Origin of the sequence: Deinococcus aquaticus (genome assembly GCF_028622095.1) — a bacterium.
Taxonomy (GTDB): Bacteria; Deinococcota; Deinococci; order Deinococcales; family Deinococcaceae; genus Deinococcus; species Deinococcus aquaticus.
Map to the genome: position 1 here is coordinate 355,530 of NZ_CP115166.1, position 15,661 is coordinate 371,190.

At 71.4% G+C, this 15,661-nt stretch carries 13 protein-coding genes; 2 read left to right on the top strand and 11 right to left on the bottom strand.

All coding sequences use genetic code 11. The annotated features are described in order from the left end of the window. Positions 1-159: 159 nt before the first annotated feature. The 9 genes from M8445_RS16400 to M8445_RS16440 form a co-directional block, all read right to left on the bottom strand. On the bottom strand, positions 160-570 hold the full coding sequence (locus tag M8445_RS16400) for a response regulator (RefSeq protein WP_273991056.1): 411 nt from the start codon (positions 568-570) through the stop codon (positions 160-162). Continuing rightward, on the bottom strand, positions 567-881 hold the full coding sequence (locus tag M8445_RS16405) for an STAS domain-containing protein (RefSeq protein ID WP_273991057.1): 315 nt from the start codon (positions 879-881) through the stop codon (positions 567-569). The genes M8445_RS16400 and M8445_RS16405 overlap by 4 nt, the downstream gene beginning before the upstream one ends. 69 nt (positions 882-950) lie before the next feature. Next, complete coding sequence (locus tag M8445_RS16410) at positions 951-2,558, bottom strand: ATP-binding SpoIIE family protein phosphatase (RefSeq protein WP_273991058.1); 1,608 nt, start codon at positions 2,556-2,558, stop codon at positions 951-953. An 8-nt stretch (positions 2,559-2,566) separates the two neighbouring features. After that, positions 2,567-2,884, bottom strand: a complete 318-nt coding sequence (locus tag M8445_RS16415; RefSeq protein WP_273991059.1) for an STAS domain-containing protein — start codon at positions 2,882-2,884, stop codon at positions 2,567-2,569. After that, positions 2,881-4,836, bottom strand: coding sequence for a glycosyltransferase (locus M8445_RS16420; RefSeq protein WP_337961626.1), 1,956 nt, complete (start codon positions 4,834-4,836; stop codon positions 2,881-2,883). Before M8445_RS16420 ends, M8445_RS16415 begins: the two co-directional genes overlap by 4 nt. Further along, positions 4,817-6,037 carry a hypothetical protein gene (locus M8445_RS16425; RefSeq protein ID WP_273991060.1) on the bottom strand — a complete coding sequence of 407 codons (1,221 nt, stop codon included), beginning with the start codon at positions 6,035-6,037 and terminating at the stop codon, positions 4,817-4,819. Before M8445_RS16425 ends, M8445_RS16420 begins: the two co-directional genes overlap by 20 nt. A 263-nt stretch (positions 6,038-6,300) precedes the next feature. Continuing rightward, on the bottom strand, positions 6,301-7,344 hold the full coding sequence (locus M8445_RS16430; protein WP_273991061.1) for a GGDEF domain-containing protein: 1,044 nt from the start codon (positions 7,342-7,344) through the stop codon (positions 6,301-6,303). A 148-nt stretch (positions 7,345-7,492) separates the two neighbouring features. Further along, entirely contained in the window at positions 7,493-8,884 is a 1,392-nt protein-coding gene (locus M8445_RS16435) for an NAD-dependent succinate-semialdehyde dehydrogenase (RefSeq protein WP_273991062.1), read from the bottom strand. A 184-nt stretch (positions 8,885-9,068) separates the two neighbouring features. Beyond that, a complete protein-coding gene (locus tag M8445_RS16440) occupies positions 9,069-11,522 on the bottom strand; it encodes a heavy metal translocating P-type ATPase (RefSeq protein WP_273991280.1) in 2,454 nt (817 codons plus the stop codon). A gap of 729 nt (positions 11,523-12,251) precedes the next feature. Here M8445_RS16440 and M8445_RS16445 point away from each other — a divergent pair. Together M8445_RS16445 and M8445_RS16450 are read left to right on the top strand one after the other, a co-directional pair. Continuing rightward, a complete protein-coding gene (locus M8445_RS16445; RefSeq protein ID WP_273991063.1) occupies positions 12,252-12,473 on the top strand; it encodes a CopZ family metallochaperone in 222 nt (73 codons plus the stop codon). A gap of 1 nt (position 12,474) precedes the next feature. Next, entirely contained in the window at positions 12,475-12,792 is a 318-nt protein-coding gene (locus M8445_RS16450; RefSeq protein WP_273991064.1) for a metal-sensitive transcriptional regulator, read from the top strand. A 90-nt stretch (positions 12,793-12,882) separates the two neighbouring features. Here M8445_RS16450 and M8445_RS16455 read toward each other — a convergent pair whose 3' ends face one another. Both M8445_RS16455 and M8445_RS16460 read right to left on the bottom strand, forming a co-directional pair. Beyond that, a complete protein-coding gene (locus tag M8445_RS16455) occupies positions 12,883-14,061 on the bottom strand; it encodes an HD domain-containing phosphohydrolase (protein WP_337961627.1) in 1,179 nt (392 codons plus the stop codon). Positions 14,062-14,129: 68 nt separating this feature from the next. After that, on the bottom strand, positions 14,130-15,617 hold the full coding sequence (locus M8445_RS16460) for a diguanylate cyclase domain-containing protein (RefSeq protein WP_273991065.1): 1,488 nt from the start codon (positions 15,615-15,617) through the stop codon (positions 14,130-14,132). Between the last annotated feature and the right edge of the window lie 44 nt (positions 15,618-15,661).

Consider the following 15,661-nt stretch of genomic DNA (forward strand, 5'->3'; position numbering starts at 1 on the left):
CGCAGGGCGGCGTAGCGGCCGGACCAACCGACCGGTCCCGTACTGTTCAGCGCTGTACTGACGGGTGCTGTCCTGCTGACCGGCGCTGCGGAGCGCCGGGAGCGGCGCGGCCCGGTCATGAAACGCCGGGCGGGTGGGCGGCGGGGGCCGGGGGCATGGTCAGCGCGGCATTCCGGCGGCGAACACGGCGTCCAGCAGTTCGTAGCGGCTGAAGGGTTTACTCAGGAACGCGCGGGCGCCCAGGGTCAGGGCGCGCTCGCGCAGGCGGTCCTCGCCGGAACTGGTCAGGACGATCACGGGCGGCGCGTCCGGGTCGCCGTGCAGGACGCGCAGCAGTTCCAGGCCGCTGTCGCCGGGCAGGAACAGGTCCGTGATGATCACGTCGACCGCGCCGAGTTTCAGTTCTTCCAGCGCCGCCTCGACACTCCCGGCCTCGATGGGTTTGTGTCCGCCCTGCTGGAGGATGTGGCGGATCAGCAGGCGCATGCCGGGGGCGTCCTCGACGATCAGGACGTGCTTGGAGGGCACCTGCCCGAACAGCGTGACGTTCGCGGGCAGGTGGGAGGTCACGGGCGGACCCCGCTAACACTCAGGCCGAAGATGCGGTCGAGCATGGTCAGGGACAGCAGTTCACGCACGGAGGCGCTCGCGCCGGTCAGGGACAGGGTGCGGCCCTGGCGGCGGCAGTCTTTCAGGGCGGCGACCAGGGCGGCCAGGGCGCTGGAGTCCATGAAGGGCACGTCGCTCAGGTCGGCGGTCACGTTCCCGGTGTGGGCGGCGACGTGATCGCGGATGGTCTGGCGCAGCTCGGCGGCGTTCTGGGCGTCCAGGCGTCCGGCGAGAATCAGGTGGGAACCGCTGGCGGAGTAGCTGAAAGACATGTCAGTGAGGTCCTTTGTTCGGTGAGGCGGCAGGCACGGCTGGCAGCGGGGCGGAGGGACGGGGGGTGTTCACAGCAGCTGGGCGGCGAGGTCGGACAGCGCGCCGGGCGCGGCGGGGGCGGGGGCGCGCAGGCGCAGGGTCTGGCGGTTCAGGGCGCCCTTTCTCGCATAATGCCACTCGCGCGAGCAGCGCCGGGCGATCAGCAGGCCGTAGCCGTGTTCGCGCAGTTCCCCGGCGCTGCGTTCGTCCTGCCGGGTCGGATCGAACGGCGAACCGTTGTCGGTGAGGGTCAGCAGGGCGTCGTCGCCGCTGGCGTGCACGCGCAGGTCCACGCGGGTCGCGCCGCCGTGCCGGATGGCGTTCACGACGAGTTCCGTCACGGCCAGTTCGGCCGGCATCAGGGCCGGGTGCGTGGCGGGCAGCGCCTCGCGCAGCGCGTCACCGATCAGCGGCAGGTCGGCCAGGTCGCCCGGCAGGACGCGGTGCGCGCCGCGCGCCTGCCAGTCGCGTTGCAGGGTCAGGAGGGTCAGGTCGTCGCCGATCTCGTAGGCGCCCAGGTCCTGCAGGGCCGCCTGATTGAACGCGCCGGGCGGCACGCGGGAGGCCAGGTCGAACACGCGGTCCAGGCCGTAGGGTTCGGCGCCCGGCGTCTCGGCTTCGAACAGGCCGTCGCTGTACAGGATCAGCGCGTCGCCGGGATGCAGCCAGAGGCGCTCGAGTTCCAGGTGCAGCAGCGGGAACGTCCCGATGGGGGGGGCGCTGGCGCGGATCTCTTCGAGGCTGCCGTCGGCGCGGCGCAGCAGCACGGGCGGGTGGCCCACGTTGAACACGCGCAGCGCCCCGTCCGGCCGGATCTGCATGGCGGCCAGCGTGCAGAACGCCCCGGAGCGTTCCAGGTGGTCGTGCAGCGCCTCGGTCAGCCCGCCGCTGAGGGTGGCGTTGCGGGCCGCGACGGTGAACGCCGTGGCGAACATGGCCGTGATGATCGCGGCCGGCAGGCCCTTGCCGCTCACGTCACCGACGACCACCCACTCACCCTCCTGAAACTGGAAGTCCCCGCCGAAATCGCTGGCGGGCTGGCTGAGCAGGTTCAGGTGGTACCCGGCCGGCGTGACCAGCGTCTCGGGCGCCACGGCCCGCCACACGGCGTGCGCCTGAATGCGGTCGCGCTGCTGCAGGGCGTAGCGCTCGGCTTCCACGCGGGCCTGCTGGGCCTGCAGGGCCGCGTCGAGCAGCTTGGCGAGCGCCTCGATCAGGCTGCGCTCCCCGGCCTGGAACTGGCGTTTGCCCCACATGGCCAGCCAGCCGCTCTGGCAGGGGATCAGCAGCACGGCGGTGGGCCGCCACGCGTCGGCGTAGGGCGCGCCGGTGTGCATGGACCCGGCGGGCAGCACGGTCGGGCGGCGCGGGGCGGGGCGGTCGCGCAGCCAGCCGGGCGCGTCGCTGACCCAGTGGCCGTCCAGGTGCAGGGCGGCGCGCGGGGTGTTGATCAGCGTCGCGGCCTCCTGCACCAGTTCGGCGGCCCGCTCCTTGCTGTCGAGCGCCAGGGCCTGCGGGATCAGGCGGTGCAGGAACACCAGCTGATCACTGAGGTCCGCGACCTGCTCGAGCAGTTCGGCGAACAGCGTGTCCTGGCTGTCGCCCGTCTGGAGTCCGGGGCTGAGCGGGCTGCTCATGGGGAGGCTCAGGCGGTCCGGATGGGCAGCACGGCGTACAGACCGGTGATTTCCATGGCGAGGCGCACGGCGTCCTGCACGTTCACGATTTCCAGCGCGCCGCCCTGCGTGCGGGCCGCGCGGACCAGTTTGACCAGCGCGGCCAGGCCGCTGGAGTCCATGAAGGTCACGCCGCCCAGGTCCAGGGTGGTGCTCTGCGCGAGCGGCTCGGCGGCCCCCAGGAAGGCGGGAACCTGATGGGCGTCCAGGCGGCCGCTGAGGTGAACGGAGCGTTCGGTGGTGTCGCCCTGAACGTCGATATTGAGGGTCACGGGTGGTCGGGTCATGCCTGGGCCTCCTGGGCTGGAACGAAGGGATGGGGGGCGCGGCCGGTCAGGTCTTCAAGGTGAAGCAGGTACCAGTCTGCCACGTCTGCCAGCGGCAGACCGGACGCGACGCGCCAGTTGGCCTCGCCGAGCACGGCGGCCTGCCGGGGGTCACCGAGCACGCGCCACAGGGCGTCGGCGAGACTGTCGGCGTCCTCGGGGGTGAAGAACTCGGCGCGGTAGCCTTCCTCCTCGATCAGGTCCGCGAGGTCCCCGATGCGGGGCATCACAGCCGCGCGGCCGAACTCGCCGGCCTGGTGCAGCACGCCGCTGCTGCCGGTCGTGGCGCTGTACGGGAACGCGACGACCGTGCAGTCGCTGAACACGTGGGGCACGTCCTCCTCGGCCACGTACCCGGTGAAGGTGATGTTCGGGACGTCCTGCGTGGCCTGGCGCACGCCTTCGAGGTAGCCGGGCGCGTTGGGCGTGTCGCTGCCCGCGATGACCAGCCGGGTGCGCGGGTCTCGCAGCAGCAGGCGGCGGTGCGCCTCGATCAGGACTTCCACGCGTTTGTACGTGCCGAACTTGCCGAAGGTCATGACCGTGGGCACGTCCGGGAACGGCCGGGGCGGCTGCGGCACCTGGAACGTGCCGTGCGGCGCGAGAAACACGTTGCGCGCGCCGTAGTTGTCGCGCAGCAGTTTCACGTAGCGGGGCATGGTGGTCGCCACGAGGTTCGAGCCGAGCAGCGCCCGCGTGAACAGCTGCCCGAACGCGCGGGTCACAGCCGTCTTGAGGGGGTTGCCGCCGAACCCGGCGCGGTCCAGGTCCACGGTCTCGAACAGGTTGTGCAGCAGCGTGACGCTGGGCGTGCCGGTCAGGCGTGAGAGCAGCGGGGTCAGCAGGCCCAGCGCGGCGGGCACGCGGCGGTCCCCGAAGCTGGCCATCTGCAGGTTGAAGATCACGGCGTCCGGGCGGGCGCGGCGCAGCGCCAGCAGGATGCGCGCGGCGCTCAGGGGGTCGTTGAAGTCCCACACGCGGCGGACGTTCGGGGCGTCCTGCGCGGCCAGTTCGGGGCTCACGCGGTCCCCGATGATGGTCACGCGGCTGACCTCTTCTTTCTCGCCCAGCACGCGCGACAGGTGCAGGCCGTACTCGTTGAGGCTGCGGCGGCCCGGCGGAAACGCGGTCACCACGGCGAGGTGCAGGGGGTCCTCCGGGCGGCGTTCGGGGCGGGCGTGCAGGCGGCGCAGGGTCAGCATGTCCTTCAGGAATTTCACGGAGTCCCGCAGCGGGTCGACCTTGCTGTCCGGGGCGTCCACCCAACGGACCGGGACTTCCGTGACGCGCAGGCCGTCGCGCGCCGCGAGGTACAGCAGTTCGAGGTCGAAGGAGAACCCGTCGAGCTTCCCGCGCCGGAACAGGTCGCGGGCGACCTCGCCGCGCAGCAGCTTGAAGCCGCACTGGGTGTCCTCGGCCTTCACGCCGGTCACGGCGCGCGTCACGCGGCGCAAGGCCCCGGACACGGCCCGGCGGACCGGGCTCTTGCCGGTCTCCTCGGCACCCTCGGCGGCGCGCGAACCGATGGCGATGTGCGAGCCGCTGCGCACGGCGGCAATCAGGCGCGGGAGTTCCTCGATGGGCGTGCTGTTGTCGGCGTCGGCGAACAGGATCAGTTCGCCGCGCGCGGCCTGCACGCCCCGGCGCACCGCGCCGCCCTTACCGGTGTTCGCGTGCCGGATGACGCGCAGGTTCGCCCAGCCGAGGCTCTCAACGAGGTCGGCGGTGCCGTCGCGGCTGCCGTCGTCACTGACGATCAGTTCCCAGGGTTCCCCGTCGCCGCTGACACTGATGGCGAAGGCCGCCAGGGTCGGCAGGATCCGTTCGGATTCGTTGTACGCGGGAATGACGATGCTCAGCGTGACCCGGTCGAGGGTCTGGGCGCGCCACTGTTCAAAGGCGGGGTAGGATATGAGGGAACCTCCGTGTGGTGGGGCGAAGAACGAGAGCGGCCGTGAGGATCAGGGTGGCCTTGCCGGCCAGGGCCGCCAGGGCGAGGTGGGCAGGTTCAGGGGACACCAGGAACGCACAGGTGAGGGTGACGAGGTTGGCGGTCAGGTACGCGCCGCCCACGCGCCACAGCACGGCCGCCCCGCCGGACGCCAGCGCGTGGTTCAGGGCGGTGCCGGCCAGGGTGAGGGCCAGGGTGCCCAGGCCCGTCAGGGACAGCAGCGGAATCACCGCGCCGCCCATGCCGGTCCCGAAGGCCAGCTGGGCACTCCAGGCGGGGGCCAGCGCAAACAGCGCCGCCGGGAGGCCCGCGATGACCAGCGTGGCCGCCAGCGCCGCTCCCAGCAGCGGCCCCGTGCGTTCACCGGCGGCCACGCGGCGGGCCACGACCGGGAACGCCGCGACCTGCACGGCCCACCCGGCGAAGAACACCACGCGCGCCAGCGTGGCGGCCGCCGCGTATGCCCCGGCGTCGGCGGGAGGCAGCAGCACGCCGGCCAGCAGCACGTCGCCGTACAGCAGGGCACTCTGCGCGGCGGCCACGAAGGTCAGGGCCGCCTTGCCCTCACGGCCGCCCGTGACGACCGGCACGTCCCCACCAGCGGCGGCCTGGGCAGCGCCGGAGCGGGGCCGCACGACGGGCAGCGCCAGCAGCAGGCCCAGCAGGGTGGCGGTCACGGCGGCGGCCGGGCCGGGCAGCGCGGCCAGCAGCGGGGCGGTCAGGGCGACCTTCGCGCCGTGCTCGGTCATGAGGCTCCAGCCGAACGCCGCGCTGCGGCCGTCCCGCTGGGCCGCGCCGCGCCAGGCGCCCAGCAGCACCATGGCGGGCACCGTGACCGCGAAGGCCGCCACCCACACGGCCGTAACCCCGATGCGTGGCCCCAGCAGCGGCGAGAGCAGCAGCAGGGCCGCGCCCACCAGGGCCCCCGTGCGCAGGGCGGCTCCGGTGTTGGCCCCCTGGGCGCGGCGGGACGTGGCCTGCTGGAACGCGATGGGCAGCGCGGCCGTCAGCATGAACAGGGACGTGAACGCCGCGAAGGCCCCGTAGCCGGGCAGGTCCAGCAGCCGCCCCAGCAGCAGCGTGTACCCGTAGTTCAGGGCGCTGCTGCCCAGCACGGCCAGCAGGCTCAGCAGGCCCTGCATGGATTCTCGTCGGGCGTTCATACTCTTCATCCTGCGGGGGGGAACCTTACGCGCGTCTTTCACATGTCAGGTGCGCGGTGAAGATCGTCACAGCCGCCGCGCACGCCCTGTCTTCATGAAGTTCGGCGCTGGTGGGGGTCCCGTCAGGGCCAGTCTGACAGCGGTGTTCAGCGGCCCGCCGGGGAGAGCGTCACTCCCGCCAACACATCCGGGCTCCCACTCGCATCCGCCCGGATCGGGTACTGCGCACCCGTCAACCGGAGGCCGTATCAGGTCCCGCGTGATCAGGTGCCGGTGCGGGCGCGGTCCATCACGCGGTCACGCCCGGCTTCCTTGGCGGCGTACAGGCGCTCGTCGGCCAGGGCCAGCAGGTCCGGGACACTCCTGACCTCAGACGCCAGGGCCAGGCCGGCGCTGACGGTGACGGGCGGGAAGCCGGGCATGCGGTAGACGCGGACGGCGTCCACGATCTGCCGCACGGCCGCCCGGGCGCCTTGCGGGTCGCGGCCCGTCAGGATCAGGAGGAATTCCTCGCCGCCCCAGCGGATCACGGCGTCCTGCGGCGTGACGCTGCCCTCCATCAGTTCGGCCAGCGCGATCAGCACCTCGTCGCCCCGGTGGTGACCGAGGCTGTCGTTCACGCGTTTGAAGTGATCGATGTCCACCAGCACCGCCGCCAGCCGGTCAGGCTGGGCGCCCGCGCGGCCGAACAACTCCGTCAGTTTCTCGTGCCCCGACCGGCGGTTGAGCAGGCCGGTCAGCGGGTCGGTGAAGGCCAGGGTCGCCAGCGCGTCGCTGCGCAGGTGCGCGCGGTACAGACTCTGTCCGTGCGCGCTGAGAAACCAGATCAGGGTCGCGGCGAACCCGGTCATCAGCAGTCCCGGGGGGTCCACGGTCCGCTGGCCGCTCACCGGACCCCACAGCAGCAGGTAGCCCAGCAGGGCCAGCGCGGCCGCCGGGCGGGCCTGCAGCCACGCGAATGAGAACAGCGTCACGGTCAGGTACCCGACCAGCAGGGTGGCCGACAGCGTCTCGCCGCGCAGGAACAGCAGCGCGGAACTCAGCAGCCACAGCTGGGCGGACACGATCAGAATCCACTGGAAAGCGTGCGTGGACACGCGCGGCCACAGGGCCAGCCCCACCAGCAGCAGGTTCGAACCGGTGCCCAGCTTCGCCTGCAGGTTCAGGCCGGGCAGGTCGGCCCCCTGCGCGTACGGCACGATACAGGCCTGCACGAGAGCCGCGAGCAGCGCCATCCCGACATACAGCTGCCGCAGGTGCTGCTCACGTTCTCGGTGGGGCGACAGGCCAGGCTCACCTCCGAACATTCAATCAACGTAAGGCAATTCGCCGTGGCCCTTCTTGATGTGACGTTCACGCAGCGGGCGCAGGAACCCGGCCCCCGCCGGGTATCCCCACCGCGCCGCGCGGATTGGTGTGTCACTGCAGGTTCCGCAGCCCGGACCGGGGGCCGGATTACTCGGTCTTGCTGCGGTGTGCGCCGTCGGGCGCGCCGATGGAGACGGATTTGATGTTCACGAATTGCAGGATGCCGTGGCGGCCCAGTTCCCGGCCGAAGCCGCTGTTCTTCACGCCGCCGAACGGGAGGCGCGGGTCGCTGGCGACCATGGAGTTGATGAACACCGCGCCAGCTTCCAGGTCGCGGATGAAGCGTTCTCTCTCGCCGGCGTCGTTCGTCCAGGCGCTGCTGCCCAGGCCGAAGGTGGTGGTGTTGGCCAGTTCGACCGCCTCGTCGAGGCTCTCCACCCGGAAGATCAGCGCGACCGGCCCGAAGGTTTCTTCCAGCCACACGTCCATGTCGGGGGTCAGGTGATCGAGGGCCGTGACCGGGTAGTAGTTGCCCTGGCCTTCAGGGACCTGCCCGCCCGTACGGACGCGCGCGCCCTTGCTCACGGCGTCCTGCACCTGCCGGTCGATGTCCTCGCGGATCTGCGGCGTGGCGAGCGGGCCCACGTCGGTGCCTTCCAGTTCGGGGTTCCCGACCTTCAGGGCGCTCAGGCCCGCCACGAACGCGTCCGTGAAGGCGTCGTACACGTCCGAATGCACGATGAAGCGTTTGGCGGCGATGCAGCTCTGGCCGTTGTTGATGGTGCGGGCGGTCACGGCCGTTTTCGCGGCGAGTTCGATGTCGGCGCTGGGCATCACGATGAACGGGTCCGAGCCGCCCAGTTCCATCACGGCGGGCTTGAGTTCCGCCCCGGCGGTGGCGGACACGGCCCGCCCGGCTCCCTCGGAACCGGTGAGGCTCACGGCGGTCACGCGCGGGTCTTTCAGCACGGCTTCCACGTCACGGCTGCCGATCAGCAGGGTCGTGAACACGCCCGCCGGAAAGCCCGCCTCGCGCAGCACGTCCTCGATGGCCAGGGCGCAGCCGGGCACGTTACTGGCGTGCTTGAGCAGCCCGGTATTCCCGGCCATCAGGGTCGGCGCGATGAACCGGAACGCCTGCCAGTACGGGAAGTTCCACGGCATGACGGCCAGCACCACACCGAGGGGCTGGTACGTCACGAACGCCTCGTCCGCCTCGGTCTTCACGGGCTCGGAGGCCAGGAAAGATCCGGCGTGCGCGGCGTAGTACCGGCAGGCCGAGGCGCACTTCAGGACTTCCTGCCGGGCGGCTTCCAGGGTCTTGCCCATCTCGCGCGTGGCGAGCAGCGCGAGTTCCTCCACGCGGCGTTCCAGGACGTCGGCGGCGGCGTTCATCCACTCGCTGCGCTGCGCGAAGGTGGTGCGGCGGTACTCGCCGTAGGCCGTGTGGGCGGCCGTGATGGCCGCCTGGACCTGTTCGGTCGTGTGATCGTCGTGGGTGGCGAAGGGTTCGCCCGTGGCCGGATTGACGCTTTGCATGCCTTCCGTTCTAGTCCGCGCAGCCCGCCCGTCAATGTGAGACGGCGCTCCATGAAGCCCTCATTAAGAACCCTGCGCCCAGTCTGGAGGTGACCGGCACAGGGTGAGCAGCAGGGACAGGACGCCACAGCGCGAACGGAAAGGTTCGTTCCTGCGGGAGATCAGCGTGCGGGCGGCAGCACCCTCAGGCGGTGGCCGGGGCGGTCAGCGGGGGCCGGAAGCCGCGCAGGCGCAGGGCGTTGCTCAGGACGAACACGCTGGACAGGCCCATGGCAGCGGCGGCCAGCACCGGATTCAGGCGCAGGCCCAGCAGGGGCTCCAGCGCTCCAGCCGCGACCGGGATCAGCAGGGCGTTGTACGCGAAGGCCCAGAACAGGTTGCCGCGAATGTTGGTGAGGGTGGCGCGGCTCAGGGCGACGGCGTTCGGGACGCCGCGCAGGTCGCCGGACATCAGGATCACGCCGGCCGTCTCGGCGGCCACGTCGGTGCCGGTACCGATGGCGACGCCCACGTCCGCCTGCGCCAGGGCGGGCGCGTCGTTGATGCCGTCCCCGACGAACGCGACGTGCTGTCCGGCTGCCTGGAGTTCTTTCACGGCGGCGCTCTTCTGCGCGGGGTGCACCTCGGCGCGGACGTCCGTGATGCCGAGTTGCCGGGCGACGGCCTGCGCGGTGCGGGCGTGATCGCCGGTGATCATGACGACCCGGCGGCCACTGGACTGGATGGCCTGCACGGCTTCCAGGCTGCCGGGCTTGATGGGGTCCGCCACGGCCAGCGCGGCGATGATGTGGCCGTCCACGGCGGCGTACAGGGGCGTGCGGCCCAGGTCGGCCAGCGCGTCGGTCTGGGCGGTCAGGGGGGCGACGTTCAGGCCCAGGCGGGTCATCAGGCGGTCACTGCCGACCCACACGCGCTGCCCGTTCACGGTCGCCTCGATGCCCTCGCCGGGCAGGGCCTGGAACGCCGTGGCGCCCGGCAGGGTCAGGCCCTCGGCGCGGGCGGCCGTCAGGATGGCCTGCGCGACCGGGTGCTCGCTGCCGCGTTCGGCCGCGGCGATCAGGGTCAGCGCGGCGGCGTCGTACTGGCCGGTCAGGATCAGGTCGGTGAGTTCCGGACGGCCCAGGGTCAGGGTGCCGGTCTTGTCGAGGGCGATCACGTCCGCGCGTTGCAGGGCTTCCAGGGCCGCGCCGCTCTTGAACAGCACGCCCAGGCTGGCGGCGCGGCCCGTGCCGACCATCACGCTGGTGGGCGTGGCGAGGCCCATGGCGCAGGGGCAGGCGATGATCAGCACGGCGACCGTGTTCACCAGCGCGTGACTGAGGCCCTGCGGGCCGCCCAGCAGCAGCCAGGTCAGGAAGGTCAGGGCCGCGATCACCAGCACGACGGGCACGAATACAGCGACCACGCGGTCCGCGAGGCCCTGGATGGGCGGCCGGCTGGCCTGGGCGTCCTCGACCAGCCGGGTGATGCGGGCCAGGGCGGTGTCCGCGCCGACGTGCGTGGCGCGGAACATGAAGGCGCCGGTGCCGTTCACAGTGCCGCCCGTCACGGCCGCGCCCACTCCCTTGTGCACGGGGACGCTCTCGCCGGTCAGCATGCTCTCGTCCACCCAGGAGTCCCCGGCCTGCACGTCGCCGTCCACCGGGACACGCTCGCCTGGGCGGACCTGGATCACGTCGCCGGTCTGCACGTCGGCGGTGGGAATCTCGAGTTCCTGCCCGGCGCGGACCACGCGGGCGACGCTGGGTTGCAGGCGCAGCAGGGCGGTCATGGCGGCGCTGCTGCGTCCCTTCGCGCGGGCCTCCAGGACCTTGCCCAGCAGGATCAGGGTGATGACGACGGCGCTCGCCTCGAAGTACACGTGCGCGGTCCCGGCCGGGAACACGCCGGGGGCCAGCGTGACCAGCAGCGAGTACAGGTACGCGGCGCCGGTGCCGATCATGACCAGGGCGTTCATGTCGGGGCTGCGGTGGCGCAGGCTGTTCCAGCCGAGACGCAGGAAGCGGCGGCCCGGCCCGAACTGCACGGGCGTGGCCAGCAGCAGCATCAGCACGTTCAGGCCGCGTTCGCCCAGCAGGTCGGTCAGTGTCATATGCAGCGGCATCCACATCATGGGCAGCATGGCCAGCAGCAGCAGCGGAACGGCGAAGGCGGCGCTGACGCGCAGGTCGCGTTCCAGGCTACGTTCGTGGTCGTCGCGGGCGGCCTGTTCCAGTGCGGCGCGGTCCGGCGCGGACGGCGCGCCGCTGTCCGCGCCGGTCAGGACCGAGTACCCGGCCCGCGTGACGGCGGCGTTCAGGTCGCTGCCGGTCACGCGGCCAGGCAGGTACGTGACGTGGGCGCGTTCGGTGGCGAGGTTCACCTGCGCGTCCAGCACACCGTCCACTTTCTTCAGCGCGCGTTCCACGCGGCCCACGCAGGCGGCGCAGGTCATGCCCTGCACGCTCAGGTCGGCGGTGGCGGTCAGGGGTTCGTACCCGATCTCGCGGACGCGGGCAGTGAGGTCCGTCAGGCTGGTCTGCGACGGGTCGAAGGTCACGCTGGCCCGTTCGGTCGCGAGGTTCACGCTGGCCTGCTGCACACCACTGACCTTCGTCAGGCCGCGTTCCACCCGGGCCGAGCAGCTGGCGCAGGTCATGCCCTGCACGGTGAATTCAGCCGTGACCGACGTGTGGGCGCCGGTCGGCAGGATCGGAATGGGCAGGTTCGGCAGGTTCGAATTGACAGGCTGACTCATCAGGGCTCCAGTGATTGACGGGCGGGGTTCAGTGCGGCCGGGCATCGGGGATCGGCACTGTCCCTCTCCCAATCCCCCCCCGGGGGGTATGCCACGAAGATAGTCCCCTGCCGGCCCCCCTTTCAAGGCCCTGGCGCACACTGCCTGCACTTCAGGGCGCTCCCTTCACGGCCTGCCCCGCCAATCTTCGACGGGTGCCAGGCTGGCCGCGCGCACGCGTGATACGGGTTCCGTCTGTTTCATTGACGGCTTTGGAATGGCAACAGTCCGTCAATTCCACGACCGGAACCCGCTCTGCTCCTCTTCGCCCTGCTGCGCGGCTGGCCGAGTCCACTCGTGTTGAACTGGTTTGGGCAACCCATTCAACCGCAGTTCGTATGAGTCCGGCGGGCGCTGTTCCCAGCTCACGCCTGCCGATCACTGAGGCTGTCACGCACTGAGACGGGCAGGCACCGGCACCCACCGTGCTGGGCGGGCGCGTTGGCCGGGCACGGACAGCGCGTTCACGACGTCTTGCCCACGCCTCTTCCCCTCATCACAACGCCGGCCACGGGACCGGATCAGGCCCGTGCGGGGGCCATGTCCGCAAACCTGATTGACAGGCCCCCAGGGGGGGGGTACCATCGCGCCATGAGTACTGAACTGACCATCACCGGAATGACCTGCGGGCACTGCCAGAAAGCCGTTCAGGAAGCGCTGCAGCAGGTTGCCGGCGTGCAGAGTGCCAGCGTGGACCTCGCGGCCGGGCGCGCCAGCGTCACCGGTCCCGCCGACGTGCAGGCGCTGATTGCCGCCGTGGTCGAGGAAGGGTACGAGGCGCAGATCGCCGCTCCCGCCTCCACCCTCGCCTGACATGACCGGTAAATCCGCCCCGACCGCCTGCCACACCGGTCCAGACCACCTGTGCATGCCTGAAGACGCCCGCAAACGCGCCGCCCGCCGCCTGAACATCGCGCGCGGGCACCTCGACGCCATCGTGCGCATGCTGGACAACCCGGACGCCTACTGCGTGGACGTGCTGCGGCAGATCAAGGCGGTACAGGGTGCGCTGTCCGGCGCGGGCGAGGTTGTCCTGCGCGGGCACCTCGAGGCGCATGTCGCGACGGCCAGCACACGCGGCGACAGCGTGGAGATCGTCGAGGAATTGATGGAAGCCCTGAAGTACACCTGAGCGACCTGCGTACCTCTGCCGCACAACCCGGGCAGAGCGAGAACCGGCAGGAGCGCGGCGCGGCGGGAAGGAACGGAGAACGCGGCCGCCCTACTCGCCCGGCTGCCGGGGCGGGAGGCGTGGGTGCAGGCTGGCGGGGCCACCCCGGCTGGGCTGGGCCCGCGGCTCGGCCATGACGGTCAGGAAGGCCTGGACGACCTGCGGGTCGAAGTTCACGCCGCTCTGGCGTCGGATCTCGTCGAGCGCGTCCTGGACCGTCCAGGGGCACTTGTACGGGCGGGTGCTGGTCAGGGCGTCGAACACGTCGCACACGCTGAAGATGCGGGCCAGCAGCGGAATGGCCGGGCCGCTCAGGCCGTCGGGGTAGCCGGTGCCGTCCCAGCGTTCGTGGTGATGCCGGATGACCTGCAGGGCGTGGAGGCTCAGGCCCGGAATATGCCGCGCGAGTTCCTCACCGGCGGGTGAGTGCTGGCGCATGATCACCCATTCGTCGGCGGTGAGGGGACCGGGTTTGAGCAGCACGGCGTCCGGAATCTGCACCTTTCCCAGGTCATGCAGGTACGCGCCGTCCCGCAGCTCGCGGAGTTCTTCAGGGGCCAGGTCCATCCGCCGGCCGACCTGCAGGGCCAGGTCCAGAACGCGGGTGGTGTGGCCCTGCGTTTCGAAGTCACGGGCTTCGAGCGCGCGGCCCAGCGCCGCGAGGATGCCTTCGCGGCCCTCTTCCATGGCGCGGATGCGTTCGGCGCGTTCCAGGGCGGTCACGCCCTGCGCGGCGAGGGTGCGGGCGAGTTGCGCGTCGTTCTCCCCGAAGGGGTGGCTGCGGATCACGACCAGCACGCCCAGCAGCCGGTCGGGCGTCTGAAGGGGAGCGATCAGGCACGCGCCGCCGCCCACGCCGTCCACACGCAGGATGCGCTGGTCGGCGTCCATGTTGTTCACGCGGATCACGTCACGCGCGGCGATAGCGGCCCAGGAGAGTCCCTGGCCCCGGCGCTGCGAGTGCACCGGCGTCTGGCTGGGAAGCCCGTGCGTGGTGGTGCTGTTCAGGGTGTCGCTGGCCGGGTCGTAACTGAGGTAGATGGCCTGCCGGGCGTTCAGGACCACATGCGACATGGAACTGATGGCGTGGATGACGTCGTCGGCGCTGCGGGCATCCCGGAGGGAGGCGGTGATCTGCACCAGCGCTTCGAGTTCACGGGTACGCTGGGCCTCGCGCTCCCGGCGGGCGCGGGAGGCCAGCAGCAGCGCGGCCTGCACGGCGAAGTTCATGCCGGTCTCCTGGGCAGAGGCGTCGAAGACCACGCCCGGCCCGAAGCGGTCGAGGTTCAGGAACGCGATCACGTGGCCGTCGGCGGTGATGGGCACGCCCAGGGTTTCGGTGATGTCGCCCAGCCGCCACTGCACGTGCGGTTGCTCGCCGCCCACCTGGAAGGTCGCGCGTAGCGCGGCGTTCGCGGCGGCCGTGACGGCGTAGCCCCGCAGGACGCGGGGAGTGCCGGCCGTCCACTGGTCGTCCGGGCCGCTGTACCACGCCCGCTGTCCGGAAGGGGGGCTGCGCTCGCCCAGCAGGCGGTCGTCGAAGCCGCACTGGGCGAGCAGGACGAAGTCGCCGTGTTCGACCACGTACAGACTGCCGGCTTCGGTGCCGGGCACGCTCTCGCACGCGGCCTGCAGCAGGGCGTGCCAGCCAGACGGAGTGGGCGGCTGGTCACCGTGGAACTGGGGCAGGGCGGCCCGCAGCGGCTGCTGTAGTGCGGTCGGCTGGCCCGCCCTGTGCGGCGCGGCGCGCAGGCAGTCCCGCTGCTTTTGGCGGCGTACAGGGCCTCGTCGGCCCGCTGGTGCGTGCGCAGGGGCGCGTCGTTCGGGCCGTGGCAGGCCAGTCCGGCCGAGAGGGTGACGGTGGGTCCGCTGCCGGTCCACTGGCGGGCGGCGCTCAGGCAACGCTGCGCAACCGCTTCGGCCTGGGGGGTGGGGGTGCCGCGCAGGATCACCGCGAATTCCTCGCCACCGATGCGGTACGCGGGGTCGCTGGGACGTAGCGTGCCGCGCAGCAGCAGGGCCACGCGGCGCAGCACGGCGTCGCCTTCGGTGTGGCCGTACTCGTCATTCACGCGCTTGAAGTGGTCGAGGTCCATGACCAGCAGGTGATCGCCGGGCTGCAGGAAGGGCAGGTCCTGATCGAACTGCCGGCGGTTACTCAGGCCGGTCAGCACGTCGGTGTGCGCCTCGGCCCGGAAGGTATCCGAGACGCGCAGCAGGTGCAGGCGGCTGTGCAGGGCGCTGTGCAGCAGCACCACCGACAGGCAGCTGATCAGCAGTTCCGGCAGCAGGTTCGCCCAGCCGGCGCCCGGCAGTGGGGCCGCCGGGAACCACTGGCTGCTCAGGTGACTGATCAGCAGGACAGGACCGAACAGCAGGGGCGTCCCCCACCACAGCCGGTGATGGTGGTCGGGGGGCAGGTCCATGCGCAGGCGGGGGGCCAGGAGCGTGGCCAGCAGGGTCAGTGTGGCGGCGGCGATCAGCATGTGGACGGCGGCGGGCAGCACGGCACCTGGAATCAGCAGGGACGTCAGCACTGCGGGAGCCGCCACGGCCACTCCTGACAGCGGCCCGTACCGCAAGGCGGCCAGTGCCAGTGGAATCAGGTACAGGTGACCTTCCGGCCCGCCATGCACGCCCAGGACCACGGCCGAGAGCGCGGCCAGCAGGACGCGCCGGGCGACGTCCGCCGGTGCGTGACTGGGCGGCCAGCTCCGATACGTGAGGCCCAGCGCGTAGGAGAACAGCGCCACGAGTCCCAGGTTGCTCAGCAGTGTGATCAGCATGACGCGGTATCCAGTCGGGGTCCGGCCGTTCAGGGTGAGGCGGT

Coding starts and splice junctions, on each gene's coding strand:
- M8445_RS16435 (WP_273991062.1), bottom strand. CDS start 8,884: ATGCAAAGCGTCAATCCGGCCACGGGCGAACCCTTCGCCACCCACGAC.
- M8445_RS16455 (WP_337961627.1), bottom strand. CDS start 14,061: ATGAACTTCGCCGTGCAGGCCGCGCTGCTGCTGGCCTCCCGCGCCCGC.
- M8445_RS16450 (WP_273991064.1), top strand. CDS start 12,475: ATGACCGGTAAATCCGCCCCGACCGCCTGCCACACCGGTCCAGACCAC.
- M8445_RS16405 (WP_273991057.1), bottom strand. CDS start 881: ATGTCTTTCAGCTACTCCGCCAGCGGTTCCCACCTGATTCTCGCCGGA.
- M8445_RS16445 (WP_273991063.1), top strand. CDS start 12,252: ATGAGTACTGAACTGACCATCACCGGAATGACCTGCGGGCACTGCCAG.
- M8445_RS16410 (WP_273991058.1), bottom strand. CDS start 2,558: ATGAGCAGCCCGCTCAGCCCCGGACTCCAGACGGGCGACAGCCAGGAC.
- M8445_RS16440 (WP_273991280.1), bottom strand. CDS start 11,522: ATGACCTGCGCCAGCTGCTCGGCCCGGGTGGAACGCGGCCTGACGAAG.
- M8445_RS16430 (WP_273991061.1), bottom strand. CDS start 7,344: ATGTTCGGAGGTGAGCCTGGCCTGTCGCCCCACCGAGAACGTGAGCAG.
- M8445_RS16460 (WP_273991065.1), bottom strand. CDS start 15,617: ATGCTGATCACACTGCTGAGCAACCTGGGACTCGTGGCGCTGTTCTCC.
- M8445_RS16425 (WP_273991060.1), bottom strand. CDS start 6,037: ATGAACGCCCGACGAGAATCCATGCAGGGCCTGCTGAGCCTGCTGGCC.
- M8445_RS16415 (WP_273991059.1), bottom strand. CDS start 2,884: ATGACCCGACCACCCGTGACCCTCAATATCGACGTTCAGGGCGACACC.